Genomic DNA, 13,052 nt, shown 5'->3' with positions numbered 1-13,052 from the left:
TAACGTTCTCCTCGTGACGGGTAGCGGAAGCATCCAGATAGGTGTTGAGCCCTCGGAGGCTGTGATCGTTCCATGAACAATCTGTCAGTCGAGCCGGTGGAGAAGCGATTCAGCTTTCCGCTCGTATTTGGTTACATATAGCCTGTGGGCGTAACGAACGAAGTTGTTCTCACGTATTCGAAGCCTTGGGTCGAGCCTTTGCCGACCGGTTTAAGCGCACTGCGGAGGTGGCTTTTGCAGGAATTGATCGTCAAGAAGTACCGGGCCATGATCCGGACGTTTACCTACATCGGCTGGTCTTTGTTCTGGCTGCTGATTTGGGACGTCGTCGTCACCGTCGACTTCATGCTGTTTCTGGATCGCAAGATCACCCTCCCATCGATGCCCCTGACCTTGTTGGGTTCTGCGCTGGTCGTGCTGACCAGTTTTCGCAATACCAGTGCGTATAACCGCTGGTGGGAGGCGCGCACGTTATGGGGTGCGCTGGTGAATAACTCCCGCAGCTTCGCCCGGCAGGTGTTGACGTTCATTGATGACGAGGACGGCCTGAACCCGGTCAAGGCCACGCTGTTGCGTCGGCACGTCGCTTATGTCGAATGTCTGTCGGCCCATTTGAAGGGCAGTGATTGTGGCGAGCAGGTCACTGCGATGATTTCCCGGGAAGAATTCGAGCGCCGCACGCGCACCAACAACTTTCCCAACGCCATCCTCAATGAGTCTGCGGCGATCATTGCTCAGGAATACAAAGCCGGCCGCCTGGACAGCATTCGTCTGGAACGGCTCGAAGCGACGCTGGTGGAAATCTCCAACAACCAGGGCGGCATGGAGCGCATCGCCAATACCCCGTTGCCTTACCCGTACGTGACGTTCCCGCGTCTGTTCATCACCCTGTTCTGCATCATCGTGCCGATTGGTCTGGTCGAAACGCTGGGCTGGTTCACGCCGCTGGCGTCCACCGTGGTCGGCTTCATGCTGCTGGCAATCGAGAAAATCGGCACCGACTTGCAAAGCCCGTTCAAAGCCTCCGAGCACGAGATCCAGATGAAAGCGCTGTGCGAAAACATCTCCGGCAATCTGAATTCAATGCTGCAGGATGCGATGGATAAGCGGCCGGTTGAGGTGGCTTATTCGTGATGAGGTCATGCCCTTGCTCTGAGAGGGCATGAACGACGCTAGGCGCATCTGGACTGAGAGGATGCTCTATCCGCGAGCTATCCAGCGGTCGAGAGGCCGCTTTTGCATCAAGAATGAAGCCACCGCAAATGCACCTGTTGATACACGAGTTGTGGGAGCGACCGGGGTGGCGTTCCACCTTGCTCGCGAAGAGGTGGGAAGGTGCGCTGAATCTTCAGCGGCTGAAATGCCGTCTTCGTGAGCAAGCTCACTCCCACAGGATTGGGTTTGCTGCGCGAGCAAAGTGTCTGGACGCCGGGTAATTTGCGGCCCGTTGCGGGTTACCGCCCTGCGATATGTCTTTGCTCATCGCAGACAAAGGCCTGCAGACGATTATCTGAGCGGCGCTACTCGCTCAACGCAACTCGCCACACATGTCCAGCTCAACAAGCTGCCGCACTTCATCCCCACTCAGCCCAGCCCCCAGCAGCGCATGCAGCTTGCCAAACGCGGCTTCGCGGGTCATGCCGCCGCCGGACAGCACGCCGACGCCCCGCAGCCGGCTGCCGGCCTCATACACATCCAGTTCGACGCCGCCTTCGTGGCATTGAGTAATCGCCACGACCACGATGCCTTTCTGGTGAGCACGCTGAAGGCTGGCAAGGAAGTCAGCGTTATCGCTGGGACCGGTGCCGTTGCCGAAGCATTCCAGCACAAGACCCTGGATACCGCTGTCGATCAAACCGTCTAGCTGAGCAGCGCCGATGCCGGGAAACAGCGGCAGCACCGCAACGTTCGCCAGTTGCTTGGGCTGGCGATAGTCCAGCGCCGCCGGCAACGCCGATGCCGCCTCACCACCGCGAGCGCGATTGAGCGCCGCAAAAGGGTTGCGGCCGAAGCTGCGAATCTTCGCGCAACGAGTAGGTTCCAGCAGCTCCCCGTGGAAGTACAGATGCACTCCCGCGGCGAGCCCTTGACCCAAAGCCTGCAAGGCGCCGTTGACGTTTTCCCAGGCATCGCTGTCCGGCACGCCCGCTGGCAACATGGACCCGGTGAACACCACAGGGGCATTCAGGCCCAACAGTTGAAAGCTCATGGCTGCTGCGCTGTAAGCCAGGGTATCGGTACCGTGCAGGATCAGCACGGCGTCGCACCCTTGCGCTTCAATTGCATCGACCACCGCCTCACGCAAGCGCTGCCAGTAGGCAGGCGTCATGTTGGCGCTGTCGATCAGGGGGGACATTTCGCGGAACGACCACTGGGGCACCACCATTTCGGGCAGTGCAGCCAGTTGCTCAGCCATGCGTGCCTCAAAGCCGGAGGCAGGTGCCAGCCCGTTTTCGCTGGCCTGCATGCCGATGGTTCCACCGGTATACAGGACCATTACCTGGCGGGCTGATGCGTGGTTGTCGCGATTCATGCCTGTCTCCCTTGATTGACGTTCAAATGATCAACGCGCGTCCGTGACGGGTTTGCCGCCGATCGCTGCCGCGTGCGCTGCAGGCTGCGCAGCATCGGGCTTTGGCCAGGCTTTCAGATCCAAGTCCAGATCGGGGAACTGGCTGGAGTCGAAAACCGGCGTTTTGATGCCGGCTTTACGCTGGGCATCGTAGTCTTTCAGCACCCGAAGCGCGATTTTGAACAGCATCGCCAGCGCGATCAGGTTGACGAAGGCCAGCAGCGTCATGGTGATGTCGGCGAAGGCGAACACCGTGCCCAGATCCTCGACCGCACCCCAAAGAATCAACGCCAGAACCAACACGCGGTAGCCGAAGATGGCCTTGCGGTTCTCGCCCAGCAGGAAGCGCAGGCTGTTTTCGCCCAGGTAGTAGTTGTAGAGAATCGAGGTGAACACGAACAGCGCCAGCGCCACACTGATGAACAGCTTGCCCCAGTCACCGACGACGGCGGCGAGGGAGTTCTGCGTCAGGGCAATGCCATCACCTTCGAAGCCGGGGGTATAGAAACCCGACAGCAGGATCAGCAGCGCGGTGCAGGTGCAGATGACGAAGGTGTCGAGGAACACGCTGAACGCCTGAACCACACCTTGTGCCACCGGGTGCTCGACCTGAGCCACCGCTGCCACGTTGGGTGCGCTGCCAAGGCCAGCTTCGTTGGCGAAGACGCCACGTTTGACGCCCATGACAATGGCACTGCCGATCAGGCCACCGAACACTTCATCCATGCCGAACGCGCTTTTGACGATGGTCATCAGCATGTGCGGAACGTGTTCGAACTGCACGCCAATGACATACAGCGTGACGGCGATGTAGACCAGCGTCTTGATCGGCACCAGCAGGTCGGCGACCTTGGCGATGCGCTTGATCCCGCCGACGAACACCAGGCCCAGCAGAATCGCCAGACCGACGCCGGCGTAGCTTGGCGAGATCTTGAAGGCGTCGTTGAGCGAGTGGGTCACGGCGTGGGATTGCAGGCCGTTGAAGGCGAACCCGAAGGTCACCAGCAACAGCACCGCCATGATCATGCCCAGCCAGCGTTTGCCCAGGCCGTGCTGAATGTAATACGACGGGCCGCCGCGGTATTGGCCTTCGGCGTCGCAGCGTTTGTACAGCTGGCCGAGGGAGCATTCGAAAAAGCTGCTCGCCATGCCGACAAGGGCAGTGACCCACATCCAGAACACCGCGCCGGGTCCGCCGAGGGTGACCGCGATGCCGACGCCTGCGATGTTACCGGCGCCGACGCGGCCGGCAAGGCTCAGCATCAGGGCCTGGAACGAACTCAATTGGCCCGCGCTGCTGCGCAAACTGTCGCGGAACACCGCGAACATGTGAAAGAAGTGACGGAACTGAACGAAACGCGAGCGAATCGTGAAATATCCACCGAGCCCAACAATGAGCACGATCAGTACTTTTCCCGAGAGGAAGTCGTTGATGACTTCAAGCATTGGTGTTTCCTCGCTTTCTTAGAGGGTGCGCACTATACCGGCGCGCGTTATTGGAGTCTTTATCCGGTTTGTTTCATGCCCAAATGACGCCGGGCAAAAAAAAGGGCCTGGAAGCGTGTGCTCCCGGCCCTCAAAAGGGTGAGGGGTGTCTAGACCCTCAGCCTGGTGATCGTGTTGCAAGTGTCGCAAGGGGCCGGACGGATCAAGCCTTCAAGGGCACGAGTCGCGGCGCAATCATGTTCTCGGGGCGCAGGATGTCCGCCAGCATGACGTCATCGAGCAGGCCCTCTTCGCGCACCAGCTCCAGCACGCCACGGCCTGTTTCCAAGGCGACGCGGGCGATACGAGTGGCGTTTTCGTAACCGATGTACGGGTTCAGCGCAGTGACGAGGCCGATCGAGTGCTCGACCAGTTCACGGCAGCGCACTTCGTTGGCGGTGATGCCGACGATGCAGTGCTCGCGCAGCATGTCCATGGCGCGCTGCAGCAGGCGAATCGAGTCGAAGATCTTGTAGGCGATCAACGGCTCCATCACGTTCAGCTGCAACTGGCCGCCTTCGGCCGCGATGGTCAGCGCCAGGTCGTTGCCCATGATTTCGAAGGCGCACATGTTCACCGCCTCCGGAATCACCGGATTGACCTTGCCCGGCATGATCGAGCTGCCTGGCTGACGCGCAGGAAGATTGATTTCGTTGATGCCGGTGCGCGGACCGCTGGAGAGCAGGCGCAGGTCGTTGCAGATCTTCGACAGCTTGACTGCAGTGCGCTTGAGCATGCCGGAGAACAGCACGAAAGCCCCCATGTCGGAGGTGGCTTCAATCAGGTCGGCGGCCGGCACCAGCGGCTGGCCGCTGATGGTCGCCAGACGCTGAACGGCCAGGTGCTGATAACCAGGGTCAGCGTTGATGCCGGTACCGATGGCAGTGCCGCCCAGATTGACTTCGGTCAGCAGCTCAGGCGCCAGACTGCGCAGGCGATTGAGGTCTTCAGTCAGCGTGGTGGCGAAGGCGCGGAATTCCTGACCCAGGGTCATTGGCACCGCGTCTTGCAATTGGGTACGGCCCATTTTCAACACGTGGTTGAACTCGTGACCTTTGGCCGCGAACGCCTGGATCAGGCTGTCGAGGCTGGCGAGCAGTGCGTCGTGGCCCAACAGCAAACCCAGGCGAATCGCCGTCGGGTAGGCGTCGTTGGTGGACTGCGCCATGTTCACGTCGTTGTTCGGGTGCAGGTATTTGTATTCGCCCTTGGCATGGCCCATCGCTTCGAGCGCGATGTTGGCGATGACTTCATTGGCGTTCATGTTGGTGGAGGTGCCGGCGCCGCCTTGAATCATGTCGACGACGAACTGATCATGGAAATCACCGCGGATCAGTCGTGCGCAGGCTTCGCTGATGCCCGCATGCTTCTCGTTGCTCAAATGGCCCAGCTGATGGTTTGCATCCGCCGCTGCCTGCTTGACCATCGCCAGCGCTACGACCAGCTTGGGGTAGTGCGAAAGCGGAACGCCAGAGAGGCGGAAGTTATGCACTGCGCGCAGGGTCTGGATGCCGTAATACGCTTCAGCGGGTACTTCGAGAACGCCAAGCAAGTCTTTTTCGATGCGAAATGATGCAGCGGAGGACATGATAGAGAAAGTCTCAAGATGGGCACGGACTAAGCCGGAACGCCCTTGATACTAGGCCTGTGGGCTATTCTGGACCAATGCTGTAAAACGCTGCCCTATGCACAATCGGCATAATGTCGTTGTGACGCGGGGATTGTGACGAGCGTGTGAATCAGTGTATGAGGCTCCCGTTCGTACCCGCGAATGCGCAACTTATAGGGCTGGAGAAACGATGAACCTGGAAAGCAAATGGCTGGAAGACTTCAGCGCGCTGGCCGCGACCCGCAGTTTTTCCCAGGCGGCGGAGCGTCGGTTCGTCACGCAACCGGCCTTCAGCCGGCGCATTCGCAGCCTTGAAGCGGCCCTTGGCCTGACGCTGGTGAATCGCTCGCGCACGCCAATCGAGCTGACGGCGGCGGGGCAGTTATTCCTTGTCACCGCGAGGACAGTGGTCGACCAGCTCGGCGAGGTGCTGCGTCATTTGCACCATCTGGAAAGCGGGCAGGGCGAGGTCATGCAGATCGCCGCCGCGCACTCGCTGGCGCTGAGCTTCTTCCCGCGCTGGATCGCGCAGCTGCGCAACGAAGGGCTGAACATCGCCACGCGCTTGGTCGCTACTAACGTCGGCGACGCGGTGCATGCGCTGCGTGAAGGCGGCTGCGATCTGATGCTGGCGTTCTATGACCCCGACGCCGCACTGCAGATGGACGCCGAGATATTCCCGTCGCTGCACCTGGGCGTGACCGAAATGCTGCCAGTCTGCTCAACCGATGAAGAGGGGCGTCCGCTGTTCGACCTGGAAGGGGAACAGAGCGTGCCGCTGCTGGCGTACAGCGCGGGTGCGTTCTTGGGTCGCTCGGTGAACCTGCTGTTGCGCCAGCGCAGCGTGCGCTTCACGACGATTTACGAAACGGCGATGGCCGACAGCCTCAAGGGCATGGCGCTCCAGGGGCTGGGTATCGCGTGGGTGCCGCGCCTGAGCGTGACGGCGGAGCTCGAACGGGGAGAGCTGGTGATCTGCGGCGGCACTCAGTGGCACGTCCCGCTGGAGATTCGGCTGTACCGCTGCGCGCTGGTTCGCAAGGCCAATGTGCGGCTGTTGTGGCGCAAGCTGGAAGCCGGGGGCAGCTCGCCCGCCGCCTGACCTTGGAGTCAGTAAATCCGGGCTTCCGTGGGCCGGTTTGGTTGGCTGACAGGAGGTCGCCGGCAGTCTGTCAAACGAGACTCTTTGCGGTATACTCCGCGGCCTTCGGCCGGTTCGACTGGTCATAATTTGTACGACAAGCCACGCCGGTTTTCCCGCGTGGCTTGTTGTTTTTAGCCGCGCCTGCGGGCGCCCGATGAGAGGCACGACGATGAGCGCACTGGTTGGCGTGATCATGGGCTCCAAGTCCGATTGGTCCACCCTTAGCCACACCGCCGACATGCTTGAAAAGCTCGGCATTCCGTACGAAGTCAAAGTGGTTTCGGCGCACCGCACGCCCGATCTGCTGTTCAAGTACGCCGAAGAAGCCGAAGGCCGTGGCATCGAGGTGATCATCGCCGGTGCCGGTGGGGCCGCTCACCTGCCTGGCATGTGCGCTGCCAAGACTCATCTGCCCGTTCTGGGTGTGCCGGTTCAGTCTTCCATGCTGTCGGGCGTTGATTCATTGCTCTCCATCGTTCAGATGCCTGCCGGCATTCCGGTCGCGACCCTGGCCATTGGCAAAGCGGGCGCGATCAACGCCGCGCTGTTGTCGGCCAGTATCCTGGGCGCCAAGCACCTACACTTCCACGCAGTGCTGAAGACATTCCGCGCTGAGCAGACAGACAGCGTTCTGGACAATCCAGACCCACGCGAGGCCTGAGGTTTTCATGAAGATCGGCGTAATCGGTGGCGGCCAGTTGGGTCGCATGTTGGCACTGGCGGGAACCCCGCTGGGCATGAACTTCGCCTTCCTTGACCCCGCACCGGACGCCTGCGCCGCTGCGCTTGGCGAGCATTTGCTCGCCGATTACGGCGATCAGGAACACCTGCGCCAGCTGGCGAATGATGTTGATCTGGTCACCTTCGAATTCGAAAGCGTGCCGGCAGAGACCGTCGCCTTCCTCTCGCAGTTCGTGCCGGTTTACCCGAGTGCCGAAGCGCTGCGCATCGCCCGCGATCGCTGGTTCGAAAAGAGCATGTTCAAGGACCTCGGCATCCCGACGCCGGCGTTCGCTGACATCCAGTCCCAGGCGGATCTGGACGCTGCGGTGGCCAGCATTGGTCTGCCGGCCGTGTTGAAAACCCGCACGCTGGGTTACGACGGCAAGGGCCAGAAAGTCCTGCGCACGCCCGAAGACGTAGTCGACACCTTCGCCGAGCTGGGCAACGTGCCATGCCTGCTTGAAGGCTTCGTGCCGTTCACGGGCGAAGTCTCGCTGATCGCCGTACGCGCCCGTGATGGCGAGACCCGCTTCTATCCGCTGGTCCACAACACCCACGACAGCGGCATTCTGCGCCTGTCCGTCGCCAGTACCGATCACCCGCTGCAGGCGCTGGCTGAAGATTACGCCGGGCGCGTGCTGAAGCAGCTCGATTATGTGGGCGTGCTGGCCTTTGAATTCTTCGAAGTCAATGGCGGCTTGAAAGCCAACGAAATCGCCCCGCGCGTGCACAACTCCGGCCACTGGACCACCGAAGGCGCCGAGTGCAGCCAGTTCGAGAACCATCTACGCGCCGTTGCCGGGCTGCCGCTGGGTTCGACGGCCAAGGTCGGCGAAAGCGCGATGCTCAACTTCATCGGTGAAGTGCCTGCAGTGGAGCAGGTCATTGCCGTCGAAGATTGCCACCTGCATCACTACGGCAAAGCCTTTAAAGCCGGGCGCAAGGTCGGCCACGCCACCGTGCGCAGCAAAGACCGCGCGACGCTGGATCGTCAGGTGAAGCAGGTCGAGGCTCTGATCAAAAACTGATCACCGCGGTGGCCAGTCTTGACCGCCTCCGCAGGAGTGAGCTCGCTCGCGATAGCATTTGTCCGCGACATCATTGCTGTCTGGCCCAGCGTGATCGCGAGCAAGCTCGCTCCTACAGTGTCCTTCATATCCTGTTGAACCATTTCGCCGGGCCACACCTCTCATAGCGTGTTGCCAATAGCCTGCTAGGCTTTGGCATATTCATTCAAACAGAGGGACATGGCATGGGAATCATCGGAACCATCTTCATCGGCTTGATCGTAGGTCTGCTGGCGCGCTTTCTGAAGCCAGGCGACGACAGCATGGGCTGGATCATGACCATCCTGCTCGGTATCTGCGGCTCGCTGGCCGCCACTTATGGTGGTCAGGCGCTGGGTATCTACCGCGCAGGCGAGGGTGCAGGTTTCCTCGGTGCGCTTGTCGGCGCGATCATCCTGCTGGTGATCTACGGCATGATTAAAAAGCGTTAAGCACGCCTGGCCCTCTGCGCTATTGCGGCGCAGAGGGCTAGAATGCCCGGCACTCAACTCCTCCCGCCGAGCATCTCCAATGCGTCATCTCCTCTTCGTTTCACTGCTGCTGGTCTGCGGACTGGTACGCGCCGCTGAATTACCCGAAACCGACTGGCTTGAACTGATGCCGAAGTCGGATCAGAAAGCCCTCGAAGCCATGCCCGAAATCGACCACAACTCGCCGGAAGGCCAGGGCACGTTCGACAGTAAAGGCGGTTTGAAGCAGAGCAAGGGCTTGCCTGCCGTCATGTATTCCACCAAAACCGTCGCGTCGATGAACGACAAAACCATCCGCCTGGGTGGCTATCCGGTTCCGCTGGAGACTGATGCGAAGGGCCACAGCACGCTGTTCTTCCTCGTCCCGTACCCGGGCGCCTGCATCCACGTGCCGCCACCGCCGCCGAATCAGCTGGTGCTGGTGCGTTATCCGAAAGGCCTGAAGATCTCGGACATCTACACACCGTTGTGGGTCATCGGCACGTTGAAGGTGGAGAAGGTCAGCAATGATCTCGCCGACGCCGCCTATGCGCTGGACGCATCGAAAGTGCGTGTGGTGGTTGAGGCGGATTTGTAGGATCTGGCTAAGCAGCATCCCACTGACACAGCGCGGGTGCCTGGTAGGACTGGCTTTAGCCGGGAAGGGGCCGGGTGTCACACCACAAAATTGATGGTGCTCAAACCGGCCCCTTCCCGGCTAAAGCCGGTCCTACGAAATAGCGCAGTGTTGTCAGGCCTCTGCCAACGGCTCGGCCCAGATGCTGACGCTCAGCGCATGCATATCACCAGGCTTGAGCGTCACGACGTCGGTCAGGACGTTGGCCGTCTCAACGCACACCATGCCCTTCCAGCCGTCAGGCTGCATGTCGTCGAAGGTTTTGGTCTTGGCGATCCACGGGTTCCAGACGATGGCCGATTGCGAACCCGTCGTCTGAATCTGAATCCGGCGTTTCCACTGCGGGTCGACCACTGAAATCAGGTCAGGCGTGTCCTGATAAATACGGTCCGTCTCGCCAGTGAACGTGATGTCACCCACCTGTACGTTCTGGGTATCCCAGCTTTCCAGTGTGTTCAGGTACTCGACGCCATCCAGCCCTTCGATACTGATCCGGCTCACATCGCTCACCGCGAAATAACTGTGCAGCGCCTGACTCATCGTGACGTCTTCGGCGCCAGCGTTGAAGCTCACCAGACTGACATTCAGCGCGGCATCCAGGCGGATGTTCAGCTTCAGGCCAACGGTGTGCGGCCACCCCGACAAATGTCCCTCGGCCTGGGGCTGGATGAATTCGACGATCAATGCGTCGCCGTCCTCACCGACGCCCATCAACTCCCAGTCGATCGCCCGAACTTCGCCGTGGGCCTTCGCCGGCTCGTCGCTCTCGCGCATGGCCTGCACGCTGGACGGGTTTTTCTGGAAATTGCCAAACCACGGCCAGCAGATAGGCATGCCGCCGCGAATAGGCTTGCCCGATTTGAACAACGCGCCCGGGTTGGACCAGATCAGCGGCTCATCGCCGTCCACCTGGTAACTGATGATGTGCGCGCCTTGCTGGGCGATCACCAGTTCGGCCTGACCGTGGCGGATGCGCCAGCAATTAAGCTCACCGAGCTGGAAGGATTCGACGTTTGACGTAGGCATGGGGGTTCTCACTCGAAGGACAGTGACTGAATCAGACTGCGCCAAGCTTGATGAGTTTGTTGCGCAAAGCCAAGGGCGGGCACATCGGCGCCCACCCGGGCTTGATGATCAGCGTCGAGCCGGCACCGAACGGGTACGGCCGCTGCCGTCGATGGCGACAAAAACGAACACCGCCTCGGTCACCTTGCGCCATTCGCTGGACAGGGGATCATCGCTCCACACCTCGACCATCATCTGAATCGAGCTGCGGCCGATTTCCAGGGTCTGGGTGTAGAACGACAACTGCGCGCCCACCGCGACGGGCACCAGAAACGCCATGCGGTCTATGGCAACAGTCGCCACACGGCCACCGGCCACCTTGCTCGCCATGGCAGTGCCGGCGAGGTCCATCTGGGCAACCAGCCAGCCGCCGAAAATGTCGCCAAAGCCGTTGGTTTCGCGGGGCAGGGCGGTAATCTGCAGGGCAAGATCGCCCTGCGGTATCGGATCTTCTTGTTCGAGCTCAATCATTACTGGGTTCCTCTGACCCTGCAGACCCTGTGAAAACTACTGCGCTCGACAATACTGCGTTAAAAGCAGGCGGAAAATGCTCATTTAGGAGCCTCTAGACTCCGCTTTTCCGCCTGCTTTTGCCTTGTCTTGCCTTCGCTCGCGACGTTTTCACAGCGTCTGCTGACTCTAGGTAGTCTTCATTTCGGTTAAAGGGAAACTCTGCGAAAACGACTTGGGCAAATGGCTTCGCACAACTTCCCTGAAAGGACCGGCTGAGTCGTGGCCGGCGAGTATATCGGGCGCGCGGTCATGAAACGACCGCCGCTTTTTCATGATGCCTTCGCGTCATTGCAATCCATGTGCATTTGTACGCAATTTGCTATCGTGCCGGACCGACTTGGCGCACTACGCCATTTTTGGCACGCAATTTTGATGCCCGATTAACTTTTCGAGTCGAGAAATCGCGTGTGAAGCCGTTACCCACGGTTGAGTCACCGTTGATTTTTCGCCCAAAGAGAGCCTCAAAAGAGAAGCCACTGTCATGTCCTCTGTGCCTTTAAGCGCCACCCAGCCTTCGCGCCCGTTGAACCGTAACGATTACAAAACCCTTTCACTGTCTGCCTTGGGCGGAGCGTTGGAGTTCTACGACTTCATCATTTTCGTGTTCTTCGCAGCAGTGGTAGGCAAGCTGTTTTTCCCCGTAGACATGCCCGAATGGCTGCGTTTGATGCAAACGTTTGGCATTTTTGCCGCCGGTTATCTGGCTCGGCCCCTGGGCGGCATCGTCATGGCGCATTTTGGTGATCTGCTGGGCCGCAAGAAAATGTTCACCCTCAGCATTTTCCTGATGGCCGTGCCGACGCTGATCATGGGCTTGCTGCCCACTTACGCGCAGATCGGCATCTGGGCCCCCATGTTGCTGCTGCTGATGCGCGTCATTCAGGGCGCCGCAATCGGTGGCGAAGTGCCTGGCGCGTGGGTATTCGTTTCCGAACACGTTCCCGCCCGTAACGTCGGTTACGCCTGCGGTACCCTCACGTCCGGCCTGACGGCCGGGATTTTGCTCGGCTCGCTGGTCGCCACCTGGATCAACAGCGTGTACTCGCCCGTTGAGGTATCGGACTACGCCTGGCGGATTCCTTTCCTGCTCGGTGGCGTCTTCGGTCTGATGTCGGTTTACCTGCGCCGCTGGCTGCACGAAACCCCGGTGTTCGCCGAGCTTCAATTGCGCAAGCAACTGGCTGAAGAAGTGCCGCTCAAAGCGGTATTGCGCGATCATCGCGGCGCCGTCGTGCTGTCGATGTTGCTGACTTGGCTGCTCTCCGCCGGCGTGGTGGTGGTCATTCTGATGACGCCGACCCTGCTGCAGAAGGCCTACGGGTTCGCACCTGCCGACACCCTCAAAGCCAACAGCCTCGCCATTGTCTTGCTGAGTCTGGGATGTATCGGGGCTGGCGCGCTGGCGGATCGAGTCGGCGCGGGCCTTGTGTTCCTGTTCGGCTCGCTCGGTCTGCTGGTGAGTTCGTGGACCTTCTACCATATGATCGGCACGCACCCGGATCTGCTGTATCCGCTGTACGCGATCACCGGTTTGTTCGTCGGCACTATTGGCGCAGTGCCCTTCGTGATGGTCAAGGCCTTTCCGCCTGTGATCCGCTTCACCGGGCTGTCGTTTTCCTACAACTTGGCGTACGCCATCTTTGGTGGCTTAACGCCCATGGTCGTCAGCCTGATGTTCGCGGCCAACCCGATGGGCCCGGCTTGGTACGTGGCGATTCTTTGCGCCATGGGCATGGGGATCGGTGTTTACCTGATCAAGAGAAAGCCGGTCGAGTCCTGATCGAGCCA

General features: G+C 60.3%; 12 protein-coding genes. 7 read left to right on the top strand and 5 right to left on the bottom strand.

The window, feature by feature from the left end; translation table 11 throughout:
- Positions 1 to 267 precede the first annotated feature (267 nt).
- Positions 268 to 1,134, top strand: a complete 867-nt coding sequence (locus ACYASU_RS23965; RefSeq protein ID WP_463584310.1) for a bestrophin family protein — start codon at positions 268 to 270, stop codon at positions 1,132 to 1,134.
- 394 nt (positions 1,135 to 1,528) lie between these two features.
- Here the strand turns inward: ACYASU_RS23965 and ACYASU_RS23960 are convergent, their stop codons facing one another.
- The 3 genes from ACYASU_RS23960 to ACYASU_RS23950 form a co-directional block, all read right to left on the bottom strand.
- The gene (locus tag ACYASU_RS23960) at positions 1,529 to 2,533 is read right to left on the bottom strand and encodes an asparaginase (protein WP_463584309.1); all 1,005 of its coding nucleotides are present in this window, start codon (positions 2,531 to 2,533) and stop codon (positions 1,529 to 1,531) included.
- Between the two features lie 30 nt (positions 2,534 to 2,563).
- Positions 2,564 to 4,018 (bottom strand): alanine/glycine:cation symporter family protein, encoded by a 1,455-nt coding sequence (locus tag ACYASU_RS23955; RefSeq protein ID WP_192174540.1) that lies wholly within the window; start codon positions 4,016 to 4,018, stop codon positions 2,564 to 2,566.
- A 202-nt stretch (positions 4,019 to 4,220) separates the two neighbouring features.
- Entirely contained in the window at positions 4,221 to 5,645 is a 1,425-nt protein-coding gene (locus ACYASU_RS23950; RefSeq protein ID WP_282365398.1) for an aspartate ammonia-lyase, read from the bottom strand.
- 211 nt (positions 5,646 to 5,856) lie between these two features.
- Between ACYASU_RS23950 and ACYASU_RS23945 the strand changes: the two genes are divergently transcribed.
- The 5 genes from ACYASU_RS23945 to ACYASU_RS23925 all read left to right on the top strand — a co-directional run bounded on the left by ACYASU_RS23945 (position 5,857) and on the right by ACYASU_RS23925 (position 9,647).
- The gene (locus ACYASU_RS23945) at positions 5,857 to 6,768 is read left to right on the top strand and encodes a LysR substrate-binding domain-containing protein (protein WP_192174542.1); all 912 of its coding nucleotides are present in this window, start codon (positions 5,857 to 5,859) and stop codon (positions 6,766 to 6,768) included.
- Positions 6,769 to 6,979: 211 nt separating this feature from the next.
- Positions 6,980 to 7,471 carry a 5-(carboxyamino)imidazole ribonucleotide mutase gene (gene purE / locus ACYASU_RS23940; protein WP_463584308.1) on the top strand — a complete coding sequence of 164 codons (492 nt, stop codon included), beginning with the start codon at positions 6,980 to 6,982 and terminating at the stop codon, positions 7,469 to 7,471.
- Between the two features lie 7 nt (positions 7,472 to 7,478).
- Entirely contained in the window at positions 7,479 to 8,561 is a 1,083-nt protein-coding gene (locus tag ACYASU_RS23935; protein ID WP_463584307.1) for a 5-(carboxyamino)imidazole ribonucleotide synthase, read from the top strand.
- 224 nt (positions 8,562 to 8,785) lie between these two features.
- Positions 8,786 to 9,031 (top strand): GlsB/YeaQ/YmgE family stress response membrane protein, encoded by a 246-nt coding sequence (locus ACYASU_RS23930; RefSeq protein ID WP_037016790.1) that lies wholly within the window; start codon positions 8,786 to 8,788, stop codon positions 9,029 to 9,031.
- Between the two features lie 79 nt (positions 9,032 to 9,110).
- Positions 9,111 to 9,647: a DUF3299 domain-containing protein gene (locus ACYASU_RS23925; RefSeq protein ID WP_122534198.1), complete on the top strand. Its 537-nt coding sequence runs from the start codon at positions 9,111 to 9,113 to the stop codon at positions 9,645 to 9,647.
- 153 nt (positions 9,648 to 9,800) lie between these two features.
- On the opposite strand, the gene ACYASU_RS23920 is transcribed toward ACYASU_RS23925, so the two are convergent.
- Entirely contained in the window at positions 9,801 to 10,712 is a 912-nt protein-coding gene (locus ACYASU_RS23920) for a D-hexose-6-phosphate mutarotase (protein WP_463584306.1), read from the bottom strand.
- A gap of 108 nt (positions 10,713 to 10,820) precedes the next feature.
- The gene (locus tag ACYASU_RS23915) at positions 10,821 to 11,222 is read right to left on the bottom strand and encodes an acyl-CoA thioesterase (RefSeq protein WP_093466337.1); all 402 of its coding nucleotides are present in this window, start codon (positions 11,220 to 11,222) and stop codon (positions 10,821 to 10,823) included.
- Between the two features lie 523 nt (positions 11,223 to 11,745).
- On the opposite strand from ACYASU_RS23915, the gene ACYASU_RS23910 reads away from it, so the two are divergent.
- Positions 11,746 to 13,044, top strand: coding sequence for an MFS transporter (locus ACYASU_RS23910; protein ID WP_346631287.1), 1,299 nt, complete (start codon positions 11,746 to 11,748; stop codon positions 13,042 to 13,044).
- The last annotated feature ends 8 nt before the right edge of the window (positions 13,045 to 13,052 follow it).

The sequence above is a fragment of the Pseudomonas sp. HP_12 genome, assembly GCF_055283955.1.
Note: the sequence above shows the minus strand (reverse complement) of the source record. Positions and strands in the feature narration are given on the sequence as shown.